General features: G+C 51.6%; 21 protein-coding genes. 13 read left to right on the forward strand and 8 right to left on the reverse strand.

Annotation, left to right across the window (positions count from 1 at the left end; all coding sequences use genetic code 11):
- Nucleotides 1-11: 11 nt before the first annotated feature.
- Together nrdR and JIN82_RS09900 are read right to left on the reverse strand one after the other, a co-directional pair.
- A complete protein-coding gene (nrdR, locus tag JIN82_RS09895) occupies nt 12-503 on the reverse strand; it encodes a transcriptional regulator NrdR (protein ID WP_200311467.1) in 492 nt (163 codons plus the stop codon).
- Nucleotides 504-849: 346 nt separating this feature from the next.
- Nucleotides 850-1,911 (reverse strand): acyltransferase family protein, encoded by a 1,062-nt coding sequence (locus tag JIN82_RS09900; RefSeq protein WP_200311468.1) that lies wholly within the window; start codon nt 1,909-1,911, stop codon nt 850-852.
- A 220-nt stretch (nt 1,912-2,131) separates the two neighbouring features.
- Here JIN82_RS09900 and JIN82_RS09905 point away from each other — a divergent pair, with 220 nt between their 5' ends.
- Nucleotides 2,132-2,644: a GNAT family N-acetyltransferase gene (locus JIN82_RS09905; protein ID WP_200311469.1), complete on the forward strand. Its 513-nt coding sequence runs from the start codon at nt 2,132-2,134 to the stop codon at nt 2,642-2,644.
- Between the two features lie 56 nt (nt 2,645-2,700).
- On the opposite strand, the gene JIN82_RS09910 is transcribed toward JIN82_RS09905, so the two are convergent.
- Both JIN82_RS09910 and JIN82_RS09915 read right to left on the reverse strand, forming a co-directional pair.
- Nucleotides 2,701-3,927: a 4-hydroxy-3-methylbut-2-enyl diphosphate reductase gene (locus JIN82_RS09910; RefSeq protein WP_200311470.1), complete on the reverse strand. Its 1,227-nt coding sequence runs from the start codon at nt 3,925-3,927 to the stop codon at nt 2,701-2,703.
- Between the two features lie 68 nt (nt 3,928-3,995).
- A complete protein-coding gene (locus JIN82_RS09915) occupies nt 3,996-4,706 on the reverse strand; it encodes a YwaF family protein (RefSeq protein WP_200311471.1) in 711 nt (236 codons plus the stop codon).
- A gap of 153 nt (nt 4,707-4,859) precedes the next feature.
- Between JIN82_RS09915 and JIN82_RS09920 the strand changes: the two genes are divergently transcribed.
- On the forward strand, nt 4,860-6,137 hold the full coding sequence (locus tag JIN82_RS09920) for an NAD(P)/FAD-dependent oxidoreductase (protein ID WP_200311472.1): 1,278 nt from the start codon (nt 4,860-4,862) through the stop codon (nt 6,135-6,137).
- 124 nt (nt 6,138-6,261) lie between these two features.
- Here JIN82_RS09920 and pyk read toward each other — a convergent pair whose 3' ends face one another.
- Nucleotides 6,262-7,662, reverse strand: a complete 1,401-nt coding sequence (pyk, locus tag JIN82_RS09925; protein WP_200311473.1) for a pyruvate kinase — start codon at nt 7,660-7,662, stop codon at nt 6,262-6,264.
- 306 nt (nt 7,663-7,968) lie between these two features.
- On the opposite strand from pyk, the gene JIN82_RS09930 reads away from it, so the two are divergent.
- From JIN82_RS09930 to JIN82_RS09955, 6 genes are all read left to right on the forward strand, one after another.
- On the forward strand, nt 7,969-9,954 hold the full coding sequence (locus JIN82_RS09930; protein ID WP_200311474.1) for an alpha-L-fucosidase: 1,986 nt from the start codon (nt 7,969-7,971) through the stop codon (nt 9,952-9,954).
- 83 nt (nt 9,955-10,037) lie between these two features.
- Nucleotides 10,038-10,820, forward strand: a complete 783-nt coding sequence (locus tag JIN82_RS09935) for a thiazole synthase (RefSeq protein WP_200311475.1) — start codon at nt 10,038-10,040, stop codon at nt 10,818-10,820.
- A 34-nt stretch (nt 10,821-10,854) separates the two neighbouring features.
- Nucleotides 10,855-12,438 (forward strand): 2-succinyl-5-enolpyruvyl-6-hydroxy-3-cyclohexene-1-carboxylic-acid synthase, encoded by a 1,584-nt coding sequence (menD, locus tag JIN82_RS09940; protein WP_200311476.1) that lies wholly within the window; start codon nt 10,855-10,857, stop codon nt 12,436-12,438.
- Between the two features lie 90 nt (nt 12,439-12,528).
- Entirely contained in the window at nt 12,529-14,067 is a 1,539-nt protein-coding gene (gene zwf, locus JIN82_RS09945; protein ID WP_200311477.1) for a glucose-6-phosphate dehydrogenase, read from the forward strand.
- 35 nt (nt 14,068-14,102) lie between these two features.
- Nucleotides 14,103-15,164 (forward strand): glucose-6-phosphate dehydrogenase assembly protein OpcA, encoded by a 1,062-nt coding sequence (locus tag JIN82_RS09950; RefSeq protein WP_200311478.1) that lies wholly within the window; start codon nt 14,103-14,105, stop codon nt 15,162-15,164.
- Between the two features lie 371 nt (nt 15,165-15,535).
- The gene (locus tag JIN82_RS09955; protein WP_200311479.1) at nt 15,536-17,449 is read left to right on the forward strand and encodes an alpha-L-fucosidase; all 1,914 of its coding nucleotides are present in this window, start codon (nt 15,536-15,538) and stop codon (nt 17,447-17,449) included.
- Between the two features lie 112 nt (nt 17,450-17,561).
- Here JIN82_RS09955 and JIN82_RS09960 read toward each other — a convergent pair whose 3' ends face one another.
- Nucleotides 17,562-18,917, reverse strand: a complete 1,356-nt coding sequence (locus JIN82_RS09960) for a hypothetical protein (RefSeq protein WP_200311480.1) — start codon at nt 18,915-18,917, stop codon at nt 17,562-17,564.
- A gap of 189 nt (nt 18,918-19,106) precedes the next feature.
- Here JIN82_RS09960 and JIN82_RS09965 point away from each other — a divergent pair, with 189 nt between their 5' ends.
- On the forward strand, nt 19,107-19,529 hold the full coding sequence (locus JIN82_RS09965) for a hypothetical protein (RefSeq protein ID WP_234041895.1): 423 nt from the start codon (nt 19,107-19,109) through the stop codon (nt 19,527-19,529).
- Between the two features lie 58 nt (nt 19,530-19,587).
- Here the strand turns inward: JIN82_RS09965 and JIN82_RS09970 are convergent, their stop codons facing one another.
- Both JIN82_RS09970 and JIN82_RS09975 read right to left on the reverse strand, forming a co-directional pair.
- Nucleotides 19,588-20,568, reverse strand: a complete 981-nt coding sequence (locus tag JIN82_RS09970; protein WP_200311482.1) for a hypothetical protein — start codon at nt 20,566-20,568, stop codon at nt 19,588-19,590.
- A 78-nt stretch (nt 20,569-20,646) separates the two neighbouring features.
- Complete coding sequence (locus JIN82_RS09975; RefSeq protein ID WP_200311483.1) at nt 20,647-21,219, reverse strand: HdeD family acid-resistance protein; 573 nt, start codon at nt 21,217-21,219, stop codon at nt 20,647-20,649.
- A gap of 242 nt (nt 21,220-21,461) precedes the next feature.
- On the opposite strand from JIN82_RS09975, the gene rpsO reads away from it, so the two are divergent.
- The 4 genes from rpsO (at nt 21,462) to JIN82_RS09995 (ending at nt 25,695) form a co-directional block, all read left to right on the forward strand.
- Entirely contained in the window at nt 21,462-21,731 is a 270-nt protein-coding gene (rpsO, locus tag JIN82_RS09980; RefSeq protein ID WP_425511514.1) for a 30S ribosomal protein S15, read from the forward strand.
- A 190-nt stretch (nt 21,732-21,921) separates the two neighbouring features.
- Nucleotides 21,922-24,066 (forward strand): polyribonucleotide nucleotidyltransferase, encoded by a 2,145-nt coding sequence (locus JIN82_RS09985; RefSeq protein WP_200311643.1) that lies wholly within the window; start codon nt 21,922-21,924, stop codon nt 24,064-24,066.
- Nucleotides 24,067-24,996: 930 nt separating this feature from the next.
- Nucleotides 24,997-25,245, forward strand: a complete 249-nt coding sequence (locus JIN82_RS09990; protein ID WP_200311485.1) for a hypothetical protein — start codon at nt 24,997-24,999, stop codon at nt 25,243-25,245.
- A gap of 186 nt (nt 25,246-25,431) precedes the next feature.
- Nucleotides 25,432-25,695 (forward strand): hypothetical protein, encoded by a 264-nt coding sequence (locus JIN82_RS09995; protein WP_200311486.1) that lies wholly within the window; start codon nt 25,432-25,434, stop codon nt 25,693-25,695.
- Nucleotides 25,696-25,722: the final 27 nt, after the last annotated feature.

The raw sequence follows: 25,722 nt of genomic DNA on the forward strand, positions 1-25,722 counted from the left end.
GGTATGGGGTGTTATTCTTTGAAAAGTTTCCGCTGGCCGACGTCGCGTGCGCTGCGTTGCTCCAGCTCTTGAATCTCGCGGATGAACTCGCCAACATCATCAAACTGGCGGTAAACCGAGACGTAGCGCACGTAGGCGACGGGATCGATTTGGTGCAGCTTGCTCATGACTTTGGCGCCAATGACTGAGGAGGGGACTTCGCTGAGGTGATCTTTGTGCAGGTCGGTGAGGATTTCCTCTACCGCGCGGTCCAGCCGGTCCATAGAAACCGGTCGTTTTTCGCAGGCTTTCACCAGCCCGCGGAATAGTTTCTCACGGTTCACGGTTTCGCGCGCTCCGTCACGTTTGACCACGCGCAGTTCCGTGCGCTCGATCTGCTCGTAGGTGGTGTAACGATACCCACAATCGAGACATTCACGGCGACGACGTGTCGTCGTGCCGTCCTTCGACATTCTCGAATCAATGACCTTATCTGTTAATGAACCACAGCTGATACAGCGCATAATGAACTCCTCCTGCTTTGACGCTAGAACGGAATATGTGGCAGACTCAAAGCAAAAATTACACTATATTTGGTAGTAGGTGCTGATGATTAACATGTCTTAATAAGTCTTTTTTAGAATTCATTCACACGCCGCCAGATGCCCCTTCGTTTACTTAAAATTTTAAAATTTACTCAACACACACGGATCATCGGGCCAGCTGAACCAATGAAAAATCGGCAGGATTTTGGGCATTCGAAGTGGCTGCAAATGCTCTGTTTGCCCGCGGCGTGACAGGTCACACTTGGGTAAGATTTTAGCAACTAATGCAGAATTTCCAGCTAGCTGGCACTGCCTGTGGTTTTGTTCAATACGGGAAATGTGATTTCAGCTGGTAGGCAGGTTTTTCGATGTATTTCCACGACAGTCTGGCCATTGCGTATGAGGTGCCACCGAGGATGGCGAGCCGTAGCGGGAAGAGCATGATTTCCCAGCCGTCGGCCCAGAGAAATGGGGTGATGTACCCCATCATCAGCGGTGCGAGGTTATGATAGAGGTAGAGCCCGTAGCTCATTAAGCCGATGTGCTGCAGGGTGGCATTGCCGAGGATTTTTCCCGTGAGCCCCGTGAATCCGGCAGAAGCATTCACCACGATACCTACGCAGGCGATAGTGAGGAAACTTTGCTGAAGCCACTGCCAGCTGGGAATGGTGGCTTCAGAATACCAGCGGAACCAGAAAAAGAGGTAAATGAGGCCGCTGGTGACGTAGATGGTATTGAGTTTGCGGCTAACTAGCTGGATGCCGTTAATACTCATCACGGCGGTGATGGAGCCAGCGGCGAGGTAGTCGAGGCATTTCCATGTTGGTTTGCCCGGCATTGCCCATGAGTTGATCCAGCCAAGCATTTCTAGACAGCGCAGCGTTGGTGAGATGAGAAAGATGCCAGCTAGCGCGGGCAAGATCCACCGGCGCGGCAAAATGAGCAAAACCACTGGCCAGAGGAGGTAAAATTGCTGTTCGATGGCCAGCGTCCAAAACTGCGACGCGCCAGGTGACCATTGGCCAGTGGAGGCAAAGAGGAAGTTGCTCGCCTGACATAGGTACCAAAATAAGTTGTCGTAAACGTCGGCGAAACCAAAAACCAAGTACAGGGCGATGGCGACAAGGAAGCCTGGAAAAATCCGCAGCAGCCGACGAGCGAAAAATGACTTGGTGAAGTTGGGTAGCGTGGTATCACCGGCGTCGATTTTTTCCCGTCCGCGCAGCAAAATCTGTGTGATGAGGAAGCCGCTGAGCACAAAAAATAGAAAAACACCAATCGAGTAGGGTACTGGTGCGTGGTGCAGCGGCTCAGGAGACCAATGGTGGATGGATACTAGCAAGATGGCAATGGCGCGCAGCGAGTGAAGTTGTGGCATTTGATTCATGCCCGCGCATCATTGGCTGGCGGTATGCAGGCGGCTAGCTCGAGAATGTGCCAGAATGGACACGTCTCAGCGATTTGGTCAGGCTGGCTGATCTTTTACGTCTATCTTGGTCTAGTTAGGTTTATCTGACAGCTTGCCTATTTAAAAACTACTTGCCTGTTTGAATTTGTATTTTCAATGATGCTTGCGTGATTGGGTGTGGCTGCTAGTGATTAGAGTTGTGCTAACCCTGCCTATAGAATCTGAGCGCATTCGGCTACGACGATTTGTCGAGCGTGATCGTGCTAGCTTTGTGAGTTTCATGCAAAATGAGACATCAAATCGCTATTTGATGTTTGATGCCGATGAATGCTCGGACGAAGGGGCAAACCAGCTGGTGGATCGTATCATGGCGTCCTATGCTGACGAGGTGGAGATTTGCTCTTATGTGGTGGCTGATTTACACAGCGACCGCTATCTCGGCACCGCTGGGTTTACCAGCTACGATGTTGGCGTGATGGAGTGTTATTTTGGCATCAACGAGGAGTTTTGCGGTCACGGCTATGCCACTGAGGCGCTGGTGATGTTGCGCGATGTGTTGATGCCCAGCTACCAGCTGCGAGTTTATTGCCACGATGATAACCAGCTAGCTCACCGCGTGGCGCTGGCGGCTGGGTTTAAATTGCGTGGTGCAGCGGTAAACAAAAATAGCCAGCTCAGCGGCCAGCTATTTGTTTACAAACAAGGTGTGTAGTGAGGGAATTTTCCAGCTGGGAATAAATCACTCCAGCTGGAAATAATGATTGAGAATTATTCGATCAGATCGGCAGCGCTAAGTCCACGCAGCTCGAGCACACGTAAGATCGCAGATTCGATCAGGTTGTTTGGGCATGATGCGCCCGCGGTGATGCCGACGGTGCATGGTTTATCCGGGTTGAGGATCTCAGTGTAGCTGGATTTGATCTCGGCATTTTTTTCGAGGTCAAAGTGGATGATTTCCTCTAGCGATTCGATGCATGATGCCTTGCGGATGAAGAAGGTAGGTAATTCTTGCTCAGCAATTTCCACCAGGTGAGTGGTATTTGAGCTGTTGTAGCCGCCGACCACTAACATCATGTCCATTGGCTTCTTGAGCATCTCAAAGAGCGCGCTTTGACGCTCCTGAGTGGCGCCGCAGATGGTATCAAAAACGTGGTAGTTCTGGGTATGTCCGTCGCGTTTTTCTAGCGCTGCCTGGATGTGGCGTTGCAGTTCTTCGGTCTCGCTTTGCAGCATGGTGGTCTGGTTGGCCACACCAACTTGCTGAAGGTGGACGTCTGGGTCAAATCCCTCTGAATAAGCGCCGCTGAATTTCTCCAACAAGGCCGCTTTGTCGCCACCATTGATAATGTAGTCGCAGACGTAATCCGCATCAGCCAGCGTGAGGATGACTAGGTAATGACCGTCTTTTTTATCGCCGAGCGCACGTGACGCAGTGGCTAAAGTTTCTTCATGGCCAGCTTTGCCGTGAATGATGGAGGTGACTTGTTGTTTGGCGTAACCACGAACGCGGCGCCAAACTTTCATCACATCACCACAGGTGGTATCAACGACGTGGCAGCCGACCTCAGCGAGGAAATCCATGAAATGCGTAGGCGCACCAAATGCTGGCACGATCACCACATCTTCGTCGGTGAGATCTTTGTATTCATCGCTGAGTTTTTTCCACGGCAGAGAAACGATGCCCATGTCGCGAAGTTGTTTGTTAACCTCTGGGTTGTGAATGATTTCACCAATCAAAAACAAGCGCTGGTCAGGGAAAACTTTATGGGTGGCGTAGGCGAGGTCGATGGCGCGCTCCACACCGTAGCAAAAACCAAACTGCTGGGCCAGCCGGATGGTGGTATTGCCAATCTGCACTTCGCCGTGAGACGCGCGGATTTTCTCCACTAAAGACGAGCGGTAGTGGTTTTCCACTTCAGCTTGGACTTTTTCCATCACATCGGGGCGGCGAACATTTACGCGCTTACGCTTAGGGCTATCAGTTGGCTTGCTCATGAATTTGGTCAAAATTTTGCGTCGGGACGCTGAAAGAAAAGAAACCAGTTTGCCCGAAAAGGCACGTATTATTTTTGCTTTGTCTGACGAAATGGCAAACTCAGTAGCCAAAATAGCAAACTGGCGATGGCGCCGAGCGACAAAATGTACCACGGCCACGGGCCCATCACGTCAATCAAGCTGGATTCGCTGGGTTTGGCAGCAAGGAAACCAAAGTTGGCGCCGAGTAAGAAATTCAGAGCTCCGGCGATGGTGGCGTAAACTGCCAGCCAGCCCACGGCGCGTCTTACTGAGCCAGCGCGTGGCCTCCAGCCAATGCAGATGGGCAAATACAAGGCGGCGCAAACGACGCCGAGGTGGGAAAAATAAAAGGCCAGCGCAACCGGGTGAGTGAATGACTCGTTGATGTCTGGCGTGAGCATCGCCTGAGTGGCGCCAGCTAGCCCCCAGTAGTAAACAAGCTCACGCAGCGTGGCTTGTTTGTAGATCATGGCAAATCCAGCTAGGATCACCGACAGGTCGCAAAGGTGGTAGGGGATCTTGATCTCAATGGGCATGTGGTAGCCAGCGAGCTGGTAGGCCAGCAGCGTGACCGGATAAGCCAATAGGCAGCTAATGCCAATGGCATAGCGCAGTGGTTTGGCTGAGCCCGCGGATTCAAGTCGGCGGCCAATAAGCAAAACCACAGCAATGGACGCAAATGATAGCGCTAAACAAATTAGGTGGTGGCTAGAAAATATTTCCATTGCTGTGAGTTCTTCGGCCCAGTTATACGTCAAGCTTGGTGCGAATTAAGCAGCTAAGTGTCATAAAATTGATTTTCTCTATCTGCCTAGTGGCACATTTGTTAATCTATGTGACTATCGGCTAGGTACGTGCAGATGCAATCAGCTGTTTGGTTTTGCGCTGCATTTATAAAACCTACTAAAATTATGGTCGATAAGCACATTATTATCATTGGCGCGGGGTTCGGGGGGATGACTTGCGCCAAGAAGTTGGGCAACAAAGAGGGGGTTAGGGTGACTATCGTTGATAGAAAAAATCACCACCTCTTCCAACCTTTACTCTATCAGGTAGCGACGTCGACTCTGGCGGCGCCAGATATTTCGCGCTCTATCCGGTCAATTTTTGATAAATATAACAATATAGACGTCGTCTACGATCATATCGAGCGGGTTGATCTGGCTGGAAAAGTTCTACATGCGTCCTCTGGTCTTAGTTTGAGCTACGACTACCTCGTAGTCGCAACTGGAGTGAAGACGAGCTTTTTTGGCAAAGCTGAATGGGAGAAACACGTCTATTGTCTCAAATCATTAGATGATGCCTTTTCTATCCGCGAGAAGTTGCTCAGAAGCCTGGAGGTTGCCGACCGTGGAACTGAGCCGCAAAATATCGCCAAGCTCTCAACGACCGTGATTATCGGCGGCGGCCCGACTGGCGTGGAGCTAGCTGGCGCATTTTCGGATCTGGTGAAGCGCACCATGAAGCGTGGATTTAAAAACTACGATACCAGCCAGCAGCGGATCATTTTGATTGAGGCACAAGACCAGCTGCTGGGTGCCTTTCCTCGCGACCAGGCAGAATACGCCGTCGAGCGATTAGAGCAACGCGGTGTTGAGGTGAAGCTGAATTCTATGGTCAGCCACATTGACGAGGGCATCGTTGAGTTGAAATCTGGCGAAATCATTGAGGCGGGTGTGATTATTTGGGGTGCAGGTGTGGAGGCGACTCCAATTACCAAAACTCTCGGTGTTAGCCTGAATCGTGCGGGTTTGGTTGAAGTGGAGAAAGACCTGTCGATTCCTGGCAATCCAGAGGCCTTTGTGATTGGTGATGCGGCGGCGGTAAAACAAGCCAATGGTAAACTCGTTCCTGGCCAAGCGCCAGCGGCGATGCAAGAAGGTGGTTTTGTTGCTACGATCATCAAAAATGAGCTGGTCAGCGGGATCGGCAAGCGGCCTGATTTTGACTATTTCGACAAAGGTTTCATGGCCATTGTGGGGAAAAACTCAGCAGTGGTGAATTTCCGCGATGTGCTGAAAGTGAAAGGATTTTTGGCTTGGATGATGTGGTTATTCATTCACATCATGTTTCTGACGAATTTCCGCAGTCGCATTGGAGTTCTCATCTCATGGTGTTTTTCTTACCTAGCCGATAAGCCTGGCGCGCGCGTGGTGACTGCCGCGAGCGACGATGAATGGAAGGCGTAGTGAGCCAGCGGGAATTGGTGGTTTGTTATCGTCGCCAATTTTCTGGCTGGAATTTTCCATAAGCAAAAAAAAGCCGGACTCATTGCTGAGTCCGGCTTTTTTGAAATGGTTGTGATCCAGCTAATTAAGCGTGGATGATAAGAATGGAGTCCACGGTGTGGTCCTTCTGCAGTGTGTCTGAGATGACGATGAGTGGAGTGCCTTCTGGAACTTCACCTGTGCCACGCAGAACTTCGAGAGCAGCTGCTTGGTTGGTATCGTGATCTTCGCTGAATGGAATCTGGTAAGCGCGAACGCCACGTGAGAGAGCCATTTTGCGGCAGATGCCAGACTTACTTGTGAATGCGTGGATGCGTGACTGTGGGCGAAGCTGTGCACAGGCAACTGGAAGGAATCCGCGACGTGTGAAGCAGATGATCTGCGCGTCCGCAATGGAGTCAACCAAGTTAACTGCAGCGCGAAGTGTTTTCTGACGCTCGGTGCGCAGGATAACTTCTTTGCCGTAGCCCATGCCGCCACTGCGCTCGATGCGCTGGGCGATGCGGCTGAGTGTTTCCACACACTGCACTGGGTATCTGCCCATGGCAGTTTCACCAGAAAGCATGATGGCGTCAGCTTCTTCAAACACAGCGTTAGCAACGTCAGTTACTTCAGCACGTGTTGGCATTGGGTTCTCGATCATGGACTCAAGCATTTGAGTTGCAACGATAACGCGGCGGCCGAGAACGTGACATCTGCGAACGATGCGGCGCTGGATGAGTGGAAGTTCTTCGAATTCAACTTCAACACCGAGGTCACCACGAGCAACCATGATGCCGTCAGCAGCATTGATGATGCCATCGATGTTGCGGATCGCTTCTTGGTCTTCAATCTTAGCAACGATGTGTGCTTCGCCACCGAGTTCTTCCATGGCTTTGCGCAGTTCATCAACGTGAGCAGCGTCACGCACAAATGAGCCAGCGATGAAATCAACACCAGCTTCAACAGCTGTAGCGAGATCGCCGTGATCTTTAGCAGTCAGGGCAGGAAGGTTGAGGCGAACACCTGGAAGGTTGATGTGGCGGCGGCTGCCGAGTTTACCTTCAGTCTTCACTTCACATACGATGCGGTCAGGAAGTACTTCTGTGATGGTCATCAGCAAGTAGCCGTTGTCGACCACCAATGGGTCGCCAGCGCGCACGTCGTCCATTAGGCCTTCATAGTTGACAGTAGACGAATACTTTTCCTTCTGCTCAGCGTCGCGTTTGCGGAATTCAAGAACGTCACCTGGAACCAACATGTACGGCTCATCGAGGTCACCTGTACGGATTGATGGGCCTTGCAGGTCGCAAAGCACGGCGGTGTGGCGCTTCTTTTCTTTGGCAATAGCACGAATGCGAAGTGTAACGTCTTTGACCCACTCGCGAGGCGCGTGACTCATGTTGAGACGGAAAATGTTTACGCCAGCGTCGATCAATTGGCCGAGCATCTCGTTGGAGTCGCTCACTGGGCCTAGTGTAGAAATGATACGGGTCTTCTGGGACATGCGCGCAAGCTACGTTTAATATAGGCAATTAGCCAATAATAAAATCCCGACAATTACAATTTCTTCCAGCTCGATTAACGCAGTCTTGTTTAATGTGTTGAAAATGAATGAGTTTGAGTCATGCCATAAAACGACAGCAAAAGCAGGCATTATTTCGCAATGAAATTAACGATTAATTTTCACCGCCATGTAGTGGTCAATTCCAGCCAATAGCCAAATGTAGAATAAGCGACATTTCTCATATCATTGAAAAATGAATTTGTACTTTAAGTACTTTAAGTAAAGTTGATAATTAATTTCCAGATCATGATGAAAAAAATTAAATTATTGCCACGAGCGATGGCATTGGGTGCGTTAGCAGCCATTTCAGCGTCCGCAATGACGAGCGCGCATGCTGAGTCGGCAGCAGGTCCAGTGAAGCCAGAGTTGAAGTCATTACAGCAACATTTCAAAACTCCCGAGTGGCTGCAAGATGCCAAACTTGGTGTTTATACTCACTGGGGTCCAGTGACTCAGGCGATTCGCCACCACGATCAGGGGAACTTCGGCTGGTACGGACGATTCATGTACCAGCAAGGGCACGCCGCCATGGAGTATCACAAAAAACATTTTGGTGACCCCAAGGACGTGCCGTACACCAAGATCATGGAAGAATTCACCGCGGAGAAATTTGACGCCGCTGAGTGGGCTGAGTTAATTGCTGGTGCGGGTGCAAAGTTTGGCGGTCCGGTTTCCATCCACCACGATAACTACGCCATGTGGGATAGCGACATCCACGCGTGGAACTCGGTAAATATCGGCCCCAAGCGCGACATCACCGGTGAGCTGGAAAAAGAATACCGCAAGCGTGGGATGAAGTTCCTCGGCGCATTCCACCACGGGTTCACTTATCATTTTTACAAATACGCACGGCAAAATGGCTACCAAGGGACAGAGGCGGAATTTGCCAAACTCTACGGGCCAGTTGATAAACGTGACGAGAAAAAGGAATTCATTCCGCGCGCATTTCAGGAACAATGGCTGGCGCTGGTGAATGAATACGTCACCAAGTACAACCCAGACTTGATCTACTACGATTTTGGCCTCGGCTGGCAGGATCAAGATGTTCAGTACCAAATGTATGCGGATTATTATAATTACGGCATCAAAGAGGGGAAAGAGGTCACCGTGCTGCAAAAAGAACGTGCGCCGATTTTGCGCAGCTACTCGACGATGGATCTGGAACGTGGTCGCATGGACGAGCTGACGCCGTACACTTGGACTACGGACACCTCAGCTGGCGCGTGGTTTTACCATCCAGATTCCAGCTGGGAGGATTCCAATACGATGATCGATATGTTCATCGATATTGTTTCTAAAAATGGCATCATGTTGCTCAATGTGGCACCTGATTTTGAGGGGTCTATCCCGCCAGAAATGAAGTCATTGCTGAAAGATTTTGGCAGCTGGACGAGCCAAAATGGTGAAGGTATCTACGAAACTCGCCCGTGGCCAATCTACGGCGAAGGAAGTGTGGGCGCTGACTCAGGGCATTTTAAAATTGAAAACTCAAAGGCGCGCAAAGAAGCCAAATACGGCGGCGACGACATCCGCTACACGGTGTCTAAAGATGGCAAAACTCAGTTTGCTTTCTTCCTCGGCTGGCCAGAAAGCGAGCAAGTCATCCTCAATGGATTTGATGTCAAATCAGCTGGCGGCAAGGTCACCTTGTTTGGTTACGACAAAGCTATCAACTTCGAGGTATTGGCTGACGGTCGCATCCAGCTGGATATTCCAAAGCTGGCTGATTTGCCAAATGATTTTGCCTACGGGTTCAAATTTGACGGTTTTGACATCCAGCCGCGCAAACAAGGGTTATTTTACCAGCCAAACTCAAAAACCATTGGCGCGGAGATGGCAGCCATTCACGGCTACCATATCAGTGAAGGCGAAAATGCCGACGGTCAAACCGTGATCAATAATTGGACGTCATGGTGGGGAAGCGTGAATTTCCTCTGGAGAAATAAATTCAAGGATAGTGATTTCACGCTGCGTGCCAAAATGCGCAATTTGAATGATACGAACGAGTTGAGCGTGAAGATATTCAACGACGGCGGCGAAGTGGTCACCCTGCAGGTAAACCCGCAGGTGACTGGCGATGAATTTGTTTACGTCGATCTAGGCGATTTCCACCTCAATGCCGATGGTGTTTTCCAAATCAAAATTGGCTCTGAAGAGGGCAAATTTGCGCCACGTTCGATGGAGATCGAGGCGATACAAATTGCGCCGATTCCGGTGCAGATGAAACGCTAATTTCCAGCTAGCTGGAAATTGATTAACGCGAAACCCGCCGCCATACTTGACGCCGGCGGGGGTTTCGCTAAGTTCGCCGCTAAATGAATGAGAAACTCACGATAGCTGGCCGTCAATTTGGCTCCCGTCTGATGACAGGAACTGGGAAATTTGCCTCAAATGACTTAATGCGCGACGCACTGGCGGCCGCAGAAACAGAGATTGTCACCGTGGCCTTGCGTCGCGCTGATCTAAGCGGCGGGCAGGATGCCTACGCTAACATTTTAGAATATGTCGATCGCGACCGTTACTTGCTGCTGCCAAATACCAGCGGGGCAATGAATGCCGAAGAGGCTGTGCGCCTAGCTCGGCTAGCGGAAGCGGCTGGTCTGCCAAAGTGGATCAAGTTGGAAATCCACCCAGATCCAACGTACCTGCTGCCAGATCCTATCGAGACATTAAAAGCAGCTGAAATCCTCGTTAAAGAAGGGTTCACGGTATTACCATATATCAATGCGGACCCAGTTCTCGCCAAGCATTTGCAAGAAGCTGGCTGTGCCGCGGTGATGCCACTTGGCGCACCAATCGGCTCCAACAAAGGCATCATCACCCGCGATCAAGTCAGCATCATCATCGAGCAGGCCACCGTGCCTGTTGTGGTTGACGCTGGTATCGGCGCGCCGAGCCACGCAGCCGAAGCCATGGAGCTTGGCGCTGACGCGGTTCTGGTCAATACCGCCATGGCCATTGCTAGTGATCCGATCCGCATGGCGCGCGCCTTTAAGCTCGCTGTGGAAGCTGGCCGCGATGCATATGAAATCGGCCTGCCACAAGCGCAGCTGAAAGCGTCCGCCACCAGCCCGCTGACCGCATTTCTCTCTGAGTAATCCAGCTGGCAACCATCAACTTATCATCGATAGCATGTCTGATACCGTATTGATTGAAACCAGCATCGAGGCTTGCCTCGCCGCTGGTATTGGCGAATTTGTCATCTGCGCTGGTGCGCGCAACTTGCCCATCGTTACTGCGCTGGCTGAGCTGACCGACATCCAAGTGTGGTCACATTTTGACGAGCGCGCAGCTGGATTTTTTGCCCTCGGGCGCATCATGGATAGTGGTTACCCGTGCGCGGTGATCACCACTTCTGGTACCGCTGTAGCTGAGCTCTTGCCGTCGGTGATCGAAGCTCACTACCAACAACGACCGCTGGTTGTTATCACGGCTGACAGGCCGAAATCATACCGCGGAACTGGCGCGCCACAAGCTATCGAGCAAGCGGGCATTTTTGGCCCATACGTAGAACATGCCGTCGACCTCGACGCCTCTGAGTCAGCGGATGATGTGCTGGCTGATTGGTCTGGCGCATCGCCGTATCACATCAACCTGTGCTTAGATGAACCATCGCTGTCAACTGAATGGCAGCTAGCTGGCGAGCTGGCTGATTTTGAGCGTGTGCGCGAGCCGCTGAGCAATGTCACTGAGCTGGTGAGTTTTGTTCACGACCACTGGCGTGGGCTGGTGGTCATGTTGGGCGGTCTCGAGCCAGAAGATACTGAAGAGGTGCTGCATTTCCTCAAAGAACTTGGCGCTCCAGTGATTGCCGATGCCACGAGCGGACTGCGCGAGCAGCTAGGCAAGCTGGCTTTGGTGCAGGGTGATGCCTTGTTGAAAGCGACCCCTCCGGGGAAAGTATTGCGCATTGGTGAAGTTCCAGTCGGTCGATTCTGGCGCGATCTGGAAAACATGCCCGACGTCGATGTTCTTTCAGTCACCCGCACTGGTTTCAGCGGGTTGTCCCGACCGAGCACGGTGGTCACCGGTGGCATCAGCCGCTGCCTTAGAGGTATGGGTGAACCACCAAAAGTGGGCGATGTGCTAGATATCTTGCGACTCAGCAAGCGCAACCAAGCGCAGGTGCTCGAGCTTCTCGAAGCTTATCCAGAAAGTGAGCCCGGCATGATTTATCAAATTTCCATGTTAGCCACTGAAGGTGAGAGCGTTTACTTGGGCAATAGCCTGCCAATCCGCGAGTGGAACGACTTCGCTCAGCGCGAAATCCCACACGAGCTGGTGCGCGCTAACCGTGGTGCCAATGGTATCGACGGGCAAATTTCCAGCTGGCTGGGAACGACAGCGGTTGATTCAGGCGCATGGGGGATCTTTGGCGACCTTACCACGATGTACGATTTATCTTCCCTGGCGATTTTGCCGCAGATCAATCGCGAAAAGCGTGTTCTGGTGGTGATCAACAATGGCGGAGGCAGAATTTTCGAACAACTGCCCGCTGTGCGTGAGTTAGATGAAGCTTTGGTTAAGGTGATTGCTAACGAACATAAGACACATTTTTCCAGCTGGGCTGAAATGTGGGGGTTAGACTATCACCAAATTACTGGTATTGAGCAGCTTGACGTTGAGCTGTCAGAAGAAACTTCTGTTATTGAGGTGATTCCGGACGCCAAACAAACCGCAGCATTCTGGCAATCAATCAAACGTTTATCATCATGATATTATTTTATGCAGCTATGATTTTGCGTCATGCAGAGCAGAATTAACTTGGACGCAACCAAACTACCGAGGTATTGACAGCCCAGACGTATGGCAAACACAAATCCTTTTAGAGAAGATCTAGTGACTCGCTCGCAGGCCGCGCCCTGCACAGTGGTCATTTTTGGCGCAACTGGTGACCTGACTCACCGCAAACTTGTGCCTGCATTATACAACTTAGCGGTCGAGGGAGAACTCCCTCCCGGCGTTAAAATCATTGGTTTTGCGCGTCGTGAGAAATCCGACGAAGTATTTCGCGCAGGCCTTAAAGAAATCAACCCAAAGGTTTCTCGCAGCGGTCACGAAGCGAAGATTTGGGATCCATTTGAAGAAAACATCCACTACCACCAGAGTGAATTCCAAGACGTCGACGGCTACCAGCGCCTAGCTGATCGCCTCGACGAGATTGACAATGGTCGCGGCGGCAAAGGTAACCGTTTATTCTACGTTGCCAGCGCGCCTGAGTTTTTTGATGACATTCTAGAAAACCTCAAAAAAGTGGGCCTCAACGAAGCCGCTGACGGCTGCTGGGCACGGGTGATTGTAGAGAAGCCATTTGGTACTGATCTGCCATCCGCCAAGCACCTCAACGAAGTGGTGAGCCGCACATTTGCGGAGAAGGAAACTTACCGTATCGACCACTACCTGGGCAAAGAAACTGCGCAAAACATCATGGTGCTGCGCTTTGCCAATGCTATTTTTGAGCCACTCTGGAACAACCGCTACATCGAGCAGGTGCAGATTACTTGTTCTGAAAACCTCGGCATGGAAGGTGGCCGCGGTGGTTATTATGATAAATCTGGCGCCATGCGCGACATGATCCAGAACCACTTGCTCCAGCTGCTTAGTTTGGTGGCTATGGAGCCGCCAACTGACCTGTCAGCTGACGGTGTGCGTGATGAAAAAGTAAAAGTCATCCGCTCGCTGCGCCAGTGGGACACTCCGGAAAAAGTAGCTGAAAACGTCGTGCGCGCTCAGTACACAGCGGGCACCGTTGATGGCGTCAGCCGCGTTGGTTACCGCGAGGAAGATCGTGTGGATCCAGAAAGCATGACAGAAAGTTATGTGGCCGTCCGCTGCATGATTGATACTTGGCGATGGAGTGGCGTACCATTTTACGTACGCATGGGTAAGCAGCTGCCAAAGAAGGCAACTGAAATCTCCATCCACTTCAAATCACCACCATCCGTTCTCTTTAACTCCGACTCAAGCGGCACACCGGGCGGCAACGTTCTAGTGATTCGCATCCAGCCGGATGAAGGCATCTCGCTACGCATGATGTCCAAGATCCCAGGTGCAAACCTGCGTCTTGAGCCAGTGAAGATGGATTTCCATTACGCCACAAGCTTTGGCAAAGGAAGCCCAGAAGCTTACGAGCGCCTCTTGCTCGACTCCATGGCTGGCGATGCCACATTGTTTGCGCGCCGCGACGAAGTCGAAGAAGCGTGGAAGTTTGTGGATCACATCGAGCGTGCCTGGCACGAATCTGACAATGCACCACCTATGGCTGAATACACAGCTGGATCGTGGGGGCCAAAAGAAGCAGACGATTTGCTCAAGCAAGACGGCAACGAGTGGCGTAGACTGTAATCGTCAGCGCTTGAAATCTAAATGATTCAATCACCATGACGATTCCTGAAAATACCATCGCCTTAGGCAAAGAGGTTGCCATTGCTAGCATCGATAAAGAGCTGCACCGCCTCTGGGAGCAGGACGATGCACGCACTAATGCCTCATTGACGAATCTGGCTGTTTATTCCGAGCACCCTGGTGGGCTGGAAAAAAATACCCAGATCATTCAGTCGATCACCCGCGAGCACGCATGTCGCTCGATTTTGATCGGCATGGATAGAGAGTCACCTGAGACATCCATCACCGCATGGATCACCGCGCATTGCCATCTGGCTCACGGGCGCAAGAGCGTGTGCTGCGAGCAGCTGTCATTTCACCTGACTGGCCGCGCGACAGGTCGACTTCGCAATACTGTATTTGCTCACCTCAATAGTGACCTGCCATTGGTTTTCTGGTGGCAAGGAGAACTCAGCGACATCTTCAGTGATCGCCTCTACACGCTGATCAACCGCTTCATCTTTGATAGCGCAGAGTGGGAGAAGCCAGCTGAAGGGTTTGCTAAAGTAGCGACTGCTAGCCAGGCGAGCCGATCGTTTTTTGCCTTCGATCTCGCATGGATGCGCAGCCACAGCTGGAGACTTTCTCTCGCAGCCTTGTTTGACGATCCATTGGCGCTGGCATCACTGCCAAAAACCAAGGAGCTCAACATCACCGCGCACCGCAACCAGCGCACCACAGCTTTGTTTGTGCTCGCGTGGATCACTCAGCAAGCTGGCTGGAAACGTAGCTTAGAGCTGGACATTGCAGCTGACGGCGACGTGTTCCATTTCGAAACCCAAGAGGGCAGCGAAGTGGTGGCTAAAGTCAGCTATGACGAAACTTCACCATTAAGCGAAGTTGAGTTGATTGCACCGAACTGCAAAGTGCGCCTGCACCGCAATCCTGATTCAGAATACCTGCATCAAGAAATCTGCGCTGGTGATCATTGCATTGGTCAAAGAGCGCCAGCTGGTGCCGATGATCCTGCTCAGTTGCTCACGGATCAACTTGCGCTGGGGACAAAAAACACCCTGTATTCAAAAATATTACCTAGCATGCTCGAATTGCTCGGGTAAGGGGGTATTTTTACTTAATTTTCATAAACGGAAAAATCCACCTGTGCGATGTGCGCGGGTGGATTTTTTTTGCTTATTTTCGCAGCAGATCCGGCGAGGAATTTATCTAGCGAGCGCAGGTATCTAGCGGAATTGCCTTGATCTGCTGTGGCGATCTTCCCAGTGTGGTAAATGATCGCGCTTTTGAGTTGTCTTATAACTTTGGTTTATTAAGCTTATCATGATTATCGATACGCCGTTATTGGTGAAAGATAGTTAATCAAAACCAGCTCTAATTAACACCCATAGAGTTAAACAAGCAGCCAACTCAAAGTTCCTCCAGCTGCTGACTTGCGTTCACGCGAGCCAGCAATGAATCGAACCAGATACCTATGAACAAATCCACCTTATTAGCCGTGCTCGTGTGTGGAGCGGCCAGCGCTCACGCTGAATCACCATACCAAGCGAATATTGATTCACTGAAAAAACACAAAACCCCCGAATGGCTGCTCGATGCCAAATTTGGTATCTGGACGCATTGGTGTCCGGTGACCAATGCCATTTCCAACTCAGCTGAGCAAATGGGCTGGTACGGCGGGCAGATGTACATTGACGGTTCGCGCGAGCAGCAATACCACCTCGCCAATTTTGGCACGGTTGAAGATGTTGGTTACGGTGACCTTTGCGAGAAATTTAACCCAGAGAAGTTTGACCCCGCGAGCTGGGCTGAGCTGTTTGCTAAGTCAGGCGCAAAATTTGCCGGTCCCACAGCTGTGCACCATGATAATTTTGCCATGTGGGATAGCGAAGTGACGCCGTGGAATGCAGTGGCCATGGGGCCAAAACGCGATATCGTTGGCGAGCTGGAAAAGGAAATCCGCGCTCAGGGCATGAAATACATGCTCAGCTACCACCACGGGTACAGCTGGTTCTATTACCGCGACGTTTACAAACACGAACAGCCATCCGAGAAGAATATTTTGTTATTTGGTGAGTCGCGGCCAGCTGATATACACGAATTTCAAATCGCGCCCGTGACTTACCAAGACCGCTGGCTGGGCATGGCAAATGAAGCCAATAATAAATACCAGCCGGATGTCATTTGGCACGATTTTGGATTAGAAAAAAACATCTCGCCCGACTACCGCGATAAGTTTCTAGCTGAGTATTTCAACATGGGCGAGAGGAATGGCAAGCAAGTGGAGGCATTGATCCGCGACTTCGACCTGCCAAAAACAGTGTGCATGAATAGCATGGAAAAAGGGGTGCGTGGTTACCTCGATCCAATTCCGTGGAATGTCGTCACCTCCATTTCTCAAGAATGGTTTGCCTTTTCGCCCAAAAATGGCGTTGAGCTCTTATCGCTGGGTGACATTGTTCACCAGCTAGTGGATACGGTGTCGAAAAATGGCACCTTCATTCTCAATATCGGACCCAATGCCGACGGCACGATTCGCCAGCAATATCAGGACCGACTGCTGGAGCTCGGCGGCTGGCTGGAGGAAAATGGTGACGCCATTTACAATACTCGTCCGTGGGACGTTTATGGCGAATTTCCGCGCGGCATTCCGCGCTGGCGTTTTGTTGGTCATGTCACGCCTAGCTACGACAGCCGTGATATTCGTTACACGCGCAGCAAAGATGGCACTAATGTTTATGCTATCACGCTGGGGTGGCCAAAAATGTCTCAGCTCGAGCTGCAGGCAGTGAAGGTTAATAAGGCGCCAGCTGGAGCCGCCGTCACGTTGCTCGGGTCGGCCCAACCGGTGGCTTTCAGCAAATCCCAAGCGGGAAATCTAGTGCTCGATCTCAGCAGTGTCGATTTGCGTAAGCTGGATCATAGCTCGCCCGCATACGCATTTGATCTCAGTGGTTTTGATCTCGCCGCCTCAGATCGCGCGCATGATTACTCGCCAAATGCCATCGGTCTCTACCCGCGTGAAGCGGCGTATTCTGGCTGGGGTTTGCACGCAGCTCCGGAAGAACGTGGCGCGGTCATTACCCGCTGGGTGACTGAAAATGAGCAAGCTCATTGGCAAAAAAACATCCGTGAAGCGAGCCGTTACAAAGTGGTTGTGCGCTACAGCATGCGCCACGAGCACGGTTTTCCGCTGCAGCTGGTGAATGGTAATCAGGTGCTTAACTTTGATGTCGAGCACACTGGAGCTGGCGATATCAAGGAGGTGACTATTGGCTCGATGCAGCTTGAGCAGGGTTTCCAGGAGTTTGTGCTGCGAACTAAAGATAAAACGCGCCCGACCTACAAACACCTCAAGATCTACGGGTTTACGCTGGTGCCAGAGTAATGATGAGTCCAGTTGTTTGAGGTCATTTCATGAATACAAAATCACCCGCGGCAGCTAGCTCGCGGGTGATTTTTTTGTCGGTATGCCGTCTGGTAGTGGTGGGCGAAAATATTTACCACTCTACCGTCGTGACGGATGATTTGACCCTAAGCTCAGCCGGTATCGAGCAGCTGAATTTGTTTTCGCCCTTAGCATCTTTGGTCATTTTTACCGCCATGCCCTCAAATGAAAATTCGGCCTCTGCGAGTTGGTAGGCGCTTCTTAATTCAGCTAAGCTCGCTGGCTGGCGGTTATGGTCGATTTTAAACAGCGCGTTAGCCAGAGCGAGCTTGCTTAGCTCGATGGATGCTTGCTGCATAGCTATGCTCTGTGCGGATCCGCGTAGGGTGGATAGATAGCAGTCGCCCAGCGCATAAGTATTTAACTTAAATGAGTTTGGCTCCGGTCGCTCGGTCCAATATTTTAATAACTCAAGCTGGCTCGTGGTGACATTGGGCGACTTTTCTAGCAAACCGCTGGCATCCAGCTGGCGGCAATAATTAGATTTCTGCAGGCTAGCTATGATTTTTCGTGGCAATTGTCGTGGCAGCGTGGGGGTGCCGTGTGCATATCCACAAAAAGCATTCATATCAGCAATGAATTGAGCCCGATTTGTCACTATTATATCTCGCAAATTAGCCTGGTCGACCGGCTCATTTTGCATCATTTGCAGAAGTGTGAGCAATTGATCGCGTGAAAATTGATTAGTTTCCATGCCGTGCCATATGTAATTGCTTACGCTGCGAATCATGGCTGTAGCTGTGACGGCTGTCATACCCTTAGGGTTGGCGGCAAGTTTGCCAGCTAGCCGCCAGATCAGCTGAATATCGGCCATGGCGGCGTCGCTATTTTCCATGATCAAATGGCAGCTCACCCGCATATTTAGAAATTTCAATAAATAGATAGGGGATAAGTCGTGATCGATACCGCCGCCGAACATATGTGTGGGCTCCAGCTGCCAATAGCTGGCTGGATTTTCTAGCTGGCTGGCTAGGCTGGAGAATGGCTCAGCTAGGGCATCGAGTTCGTCGAGTACAAGTTTGGCGGCGGCATGTTGCTCTGCGGGTGATTTTCCTGCCGAGCTGAGTGCAGCGAGTTGATTATCCTCGCGCGATAGTTTGGTGAAGCGTGTGTGCTCTTTGATGTCATTCGTCAGAGCCTTAACGTCGTTGAGGCTAGTCGTTCCCGCGCTGAGTTTATTAGGATCTTCCAGTAGTGGGTGACGCGCTAGATTGACTGCAGGATCGGCATCAGCTGGCGCGAAACGCATCACCTCAAGGCTGAAATCTTGTCCCGCGGCTTCTTGTTGCGCTTTATATTTCATCCAGCGGCTCTCAGCTTTCAATAACCACGCTAAGGCTGCGATGATGGGTAAAACAATTCCAGCTAGTAGGCAGAGGGTGATGAGTTTGGTTTTGCCACGTTTCATGCATGTAGTATTGCTAGAATGATAGACTTGGCTAGAGAATTCCGTTAGGAGAGTAAGTTTAGGCTAGACGTTCACCTGTTGTTTGTTAGCGTGACTGCGCCATTGCCGCTGGCTAGCTGGTTCTGACGTGATACTTCGGGCGTGGATGTGTTGATAGAAATTATGCTGAGATCTCTAATTAGATTGTTTTTGGCCTTCATTTTGCCACTGCTCATCATGGTGTTTTTGTGCCTGCTGATTGCCGAGCTGTTCTATTTCAATAAGGTGCACGGTGAGAGCAAGCTGCGCGATGGCTCTCTGATGTTCATGCTTCGGGCTTATGTTTGGTTCCTATTGCTGGCTGCCAGTATTTTTTTTGTACCCGGGCTGCTGTATGCCGCGGCTTTGGAATATAAAAGGTGCCATGGCGACAGCTATCAACCGTTCAGCTGGGTTTTTGGCATCATTGTCGGCGTTTTTGCTTTTTATATGTTCCTGCCGCCCTTGCAGGCATGTTGCCCGTGGGATATCGCCGAGGGATTTGCGCATCTAGCTGGTGCGACCATCACGCTAGGCTGGCTGGTGCCAAAGATTTTGATGCAAATCGGCGCCAAAGCAAAACCGGCAGAGTAGCTGGATGCTGTGGTCGATTTTTCGATAGTCGCTAGCTAGCTAGAAATGGTGTAGCTGGCTAGAATCTTAGATTGAAGCCAAAGTCGATGAAGGGTGCGGCTTCCAGCTCAGATTCCAATAGCGTAACGCCATCGAGGTCCTCGATGTCCACATTTCTCGCAAAGTGGTAACCAGCGTAGCCGTACACCCACGCTTTAGAATACAGGTGGTGTTCCACTCGTAGGCCAGCCTTGAGTCCATACACGCTGACGTTGCGGTCGGGTAGTCCATCTTTGCTCTGCACGGTGGATGTTTTGGAGTCAAATGACCCCGCTAGGCTGAGGATCCATCGTTCCGCTGGCGAGTAGGTGACGCCCGCAAATGGTGGTAGCAGGTAGATCTCTACGTCGCGACACGGGCGGTAGTTAAAACCAATGCCGGGCATGAAAAAATCATCCATCAGACCTTTAGAGTAAAAGGCGCCGGCGTAGAAGTTGAACTGCGGCCCAAATGAATAGCCAGCTGCAGCTGCCGCCCAGTAGGACATGCCGTCAGATGTGCTGCCGCGGAAATCGCCCGTATAGCCAGGGGTGAAAACACCACCGATGAGCCAGTCATCAAAACCATCGTAGAGTAGGGCGATGGGCATGGAAACGGAGTGAAGGGTATGGTCGGGTACGAGTGGCTGGTTAGGCGAATCGTACTGGGTGCCGCGGTAGTTGATAAATACTAAGCCGTGCCAGTCGCCCATGTTGATTGGTAAAATGGGCGTGAATAAGGCGACTTCTTTGGCGGACAGCGAGCCGTCAGAGCTTTTGTAATCAGCTTCAAAAGTGTGGCTGTAGCGCATGTTGCCAAAGGCATAACCAGGCAGCAGCGAGTACTCGTTCTGGCGGCCAAAGTTGAGCACCGGCACGCTGACTAAGCTTTGCTCGGATTGATCAGCTGGTTCACTCAGGTAGTCGCCATTCTGGTGTGATGGATTCTGGCTGGATTCTCCAGCGGAAGCTTGTGATAGACCTACGCTAGCGGTGAGCAGGCAGAGGGTGAAAATTTTCATGGTAAGGATGTTTTTGGAGTCGAATGATAGCTGTGCTGGCGTTGTCGTTTGATGTAGCCAGTGGAAAAATAGGAATGATTATTTGGCGATTTTGGCGGCTGTTTTCGCGCCGAGCCCAATCAAGAGCATCATCAAGCCGGCAAAAATCAGGTGAATGCCAATCAGTGTACCAACCAGCCAAGCAGCGGACAATGGCCACTCGGTGCAGACAAAGATAGCTAGGCCCAGCGAGGCGATGCCGCTGATGAGTACCCAGATCCAGCCGGGCACCGGACGCATGGCAAAGGACTGGGCGATCTTGCCAAATCCATCAACAAAGAAATAGATCACCAATATGATGGTGACGATGCCGTAGCCGATGCCTGGTTTGGTCAGCAAAATCGCGCCGCAGATGATGGTGGCTGCGGAGGAGAGAAATAACATCACAGTGGCTACCGAGCCGCGCGCTTTGATGGCAAAAATTAGCTGCAGAATGCCACCAGTTAGCAAGACTCCGCCAATAAACTTGAAAATGAATGTCGCCACGGCATCAGCTGAGCTGATCACGCTGATGCCGAGCAGGGTGATGATGATGCCAAAAATGATCGCTGTAGTGCCACCTTTCTGCGCAAGGGTGACCAGTGGGTTAGGGGGGAGTGAGGATGAATTCATGTGCTCACGTTAGGCAAGCGGCCAGATATGTCAGCAATTAATTAGAGGAAATGGAGTCAGTTGATTGAACGTGATAAACATGCCGTCACGCGATCGTTTGTGCAAAAACTAGCCCGTCTGCACGACTGCTTAGAAAATTATTGTCGATTCGTTCATTGTGGCTTGCATTTCTGGTTGAATCTGTTCTATTTCCCGCGTCCCGCACAAGGGCGGAAGGGTCAAGGTGACGCTTCCTGATGAAAATATATACTGCTATGAGCGAAAATACTATCAATCCACAAGACTACCGTTTGCACGAAGGTGACACAGGTAGCGCAGACTACCAAGTTGCTGTTCTTACTAAGCGCATCATCGAGCTTACAGAACACCTCAAAATCCACAAGAAAGACTTCGCAAGCCGCCGCGGTCTTCTCAGCATGGTAGCTAACCGTCGTAAGCTTCTCGACTACCTTAAGAAGCAATCACCTGAGCGCTACCAGAAGTGCCTTACAGGTCTTGGCCTTCGTCGCTAATGAAAATTTCCGCAAGACGGTCACGGTAACTTACCGTGGCCGTTTTGTTTTGAAGCCATGTTGCGGATAACCAAGGTCTCACCTGCAACGTGGTCAGCTAGCTAAGCATTGATTTCAATGGTCCAGCTGGCACTCCCCACGAGACACCCCCGGATAGCCATCCGGGATGAAGACTTAGAAGAATATGAATATGAACATCCATAAAGTAACGGGCCAGGTCGGCGCGAATCCTATCAGTTTCGAAACTGGTAAAATGGCGAAACTCGCTGACGGCGCAGTTGTCGTTTCATCAGGCGAGACAACAGTCCTCGTGACTGCTTGCTCACTGACAAAAATCAAGCCGGGCCAGTCATGGTTCCCGCTTTCTGTTGAATATAAAGAGCGCGCATTTGCTGCTGGTGTTTTCCCAGGTGGCTACTTCAAGCGTGAAGGTCGTCCAACTGAGAAGGAAATTCTCACTTGCCGCATGACTGACCGTCCACTCCGCCCACTTTTCCCAAAAGGCTACCTCTACGAGACACAGATCGTAGCGCTGATGCTTTCAGCTGACGGCATCAACGATGCTGACATCCTCTCCATGAACGGCGCTTCTGCTGCACTGGTTATTTCTGACATCCCATTCGCTCGCCCAATCGGCGCTGTGCGTGTTGGTCGCGTTGACGGCGAGTTTGTTGTTAACCCAACATTCGAAGAGCGTGAAGAATCTGACCTCGACCTCGTTTACGTTGGTGACAAAGAAAACGTCATCATGATCGAAGGTGGTGCTGACCAGATCCCTGAAGAAGAATTCATCAAGGCGCTGCACTTCGCTCAAGAGAACGTGCAAATCCTCGTAGCTGCTCAGGAAGAACTCAAGGCAGTAGCTGGTAAAGAGACTCGTGAATACGACGTTACTCTGGCCAAGCAAGACCTCCTTGACATCGCTTACGAAATCGCTGGCGACCGCATCGAAGATGCCATCTACGCAGCTACTAAGCACGAGCGCGGCAAGAAAGTTGGCGCCCTTCGTGACGAAGTAGAAGCTACTATCCTCGAGCGTTTCCCAGAAACTACTGATTTCGAGATCGAGCAGGCATTCGAATTCCTGCAGAAGAAAGCATTCCGCATTTCTATCCTCGACAAAGGTCAGCGTGCTGACGGTCGTACTCCAGCTGACTTACGTCCGCTCTTCGCTGAAGAAGGTCTGCTTCCACGCGTTCACGGCTCAGCTCTCTTTGCCCGTGGTGAAACTCAGGCACTTGCCGTTTCTACACTCGCTCCAGCTGACGAACGTCAATACTTCGACAACTACGCAGGTGGCGAAGACAGCAAGCGCTTCATCCTTCACTACAGCTTCCCTCCATTCTCAGTAGGTGAAGCAGGTCGCTTTGGTGGCCTCAACCGTCGTGAAATCGGTCACGGTAACCTCGCTGAGCGCTCAATCGCTCCAGTGATTCCTGACGAGAAATCATTCCCATACGCAGTGCGTACAGTTTCAGAAGTGCTTGAGTCAAATGGCTCATCATCAATGGCTACTGTTTGTGCTGGTACCATGTCACTCCTCGGCGCTGGTGTGCCACTGATCGCACCAGTTTCTGGTATCTCAGTTGGTCTGGTTACTGATTTTGATGAAAATGGCAACATGCTCCGCTACGAGCGCCTTCTCGACATCATCGGTTCTGAAGATTTCTACGGCGACATGGACTTCAAACTCTGTGGTACTCCAAACGGTGTGACATCATACCAGCTCGACCTCAAACTCGACGGTATCCCACTTACCATCCTCGAAGAAGCCATCTACCAAGCTAAAGACGGTCGCGCACTCGTGCTCGACAAGATGCTCTCAGTTGTCAGCGAAGCTGGTGACGTTTCTGAGCACGCTCCACGTATCGAGTCCACTAAGATCGATCCAGATCGCATCGGTGAACTCATCGGACCTGGCGGCAAAAACATCAAAGGCATCCAGGCTGAGTCTGGTGCTGAGGTGAGCATCGAAGACGACGGTACTGTAAACGTATACGCATCTAAGAAAGAAAGCCTCGACCGCGCAATGCAGATGATCAAGCAGATGTTTGCTGAAGTTGAAGTTGGTGAGATCTACGAAGGTCCTATCGTTTCTACTACAAACTTCGGTGCCTTCATGCAGGTGCTTCCTGGCAAAGACGGCCTCATTCACATCTCTGAGCTGGCTGAAGGCCGCGTTGAGAAGTCTGAAGACGTTGTTAAGAAAGGTGACATCGTTACCGCTAAGTGCATCGGTGTTGATGACCGTGGCCGCGTGAAGATGTCTCTTCGTGCCGCTCTGCGCGACGCTAAGCAAAAGGAAAAAGCTCCTGCTGCTGACGCTGCTGAGTAATTCACCTCGCTGAGCCAATTCATTTCCAAGCGGTGGTCCCAATCGGGCCCACCGCTTTTTTGTGCCTAGCTGGCTGGAGGTGACCCGAATATAGCGAGCAGGGATGATGTAAATTGGATAGGTGTCTCTAGCCAGATAAATGAAAGGCATCCAGCTGGATAAAAGGAAGCTCTGGCTGTATGAGTTATCCGGTATCTCTGTCGGGCGTGGCTACTAACTAGATTGCACCACACATCTGAGCCCCGGAGGGGCGGTCGTTCGTAGCTCATGGCGCAGCCATGGGGTTACGGCATGACGAGGAATCTAGCCCCGGAGGGGCGACCACCCGCCATAGACTGTACTGGCGCGAGAAATCATCTGCACGACTGCTTACGCCACTGGCGAACGACCGCCACTCCGTGGCTGGCCATTCAGTTGGTTAGCTGGTTAGGTTTCAGTAGCCATGACTACTAGCTATATCGTGATACGCATCTGAGCCCCGGAGGGGCGGCCATTCGTAGCCCATGGCGCAGCCATGGGATTACGGCATGACGAGGAATCTAGCCCCGTAGGGGCGACCACCCGCCATCGACTGTGCTAGCGCGAGAAACCAATCAACTGCGACACTGGCTACACCGCAGGCGGACGACCGGCACGCTGTGGCTCGCTCATGCAGCGTGACTCCAACCCAGGGCGTTGCCCTGGGCTTCGAGCGGTCGCCACTCCGTGGCTGGGCATCCAACTGAAGCTACTATGTAGCCGTGTTCTGCAGATTGAGCCCCTTTGCCTGCGTCATTCTTCTGGCCGAGTTCTTAGCTGTCAATTTGCCAGTTCATCGGCAAAAAAACCGAGGTCAACTTAGCTAGCTGGCTAGTTAGAGGTATGTATTTATGACTACTAGCTAGATCGTGACACGCATCTGAGCCCCGGAGGGGCGGTCATTCGTAGCCCATGGCGCAGCCATGGGGTTACGGCATGGCGAGAAATCTAGCCCCGGCTGGGGCGATCACCCGCCATCGACTTCACTGGCGCGAGAAATCAATCAACGGCACGACTGCATACGCCACTGGCGAACGACCGCCACGCTGTGGCTCGCTCGTGCAGCGTGACTCCGACCCAGGGCGTTGCCCTGGGCTTCGAGCGGTCGCCACTCCGTGGCTGGCCATCCAACTGAATCTACTATCTAGCCGTGTTCTGTAGATTGAGACCCTTTGCCTGCGTCATTCTTCTGGTTGAGTTCTTAGCTGTCAATTTGCCAGTCCATCGGCAAAAAAATAACCGAGGTTAACCTAGCTAGCGGGCTAGCTGGTTAGAGACATGTATTTATGACTACTAGCTAGATCGTGATACACATCTGAGCCCCGGAGGGGCGGTCATTCGTAGCCCATGGCGCAGCCATGGGGTTACGGCATGACGAGGAATCTAGCCCCATATGGGGCGACCACCCGCTATCGACTGCACTGGCGCGAGAAATTAATCAACGGCACCACTGGTTACACCGCAGGCGAACGACCGCCACTCCGTGGCTCGGTCATGCAGCGCAACTCTAACCCAGGGCGTTGCCCTGGGCTTCGAGCGGTCGCCACTCCGTGGCTGGCCATTCAGATGTTGGCTGTTAACTTGCAGTTGGTTAGGTGTCATTGGCTATGACTACTAGCTAGATCGTGTCACGCAACT

Source organism: Persicirhabdus sediminis, from assembly GCF_016595495.1.
Classification (GTDB): domain Bacteria; phylum Verrucomicrobiota; class Verrucomicrobiia; order Verrucomicrobiales; family Akkermansiaceae; genus Persicirhabdus; species Persicirhabdus sediminis.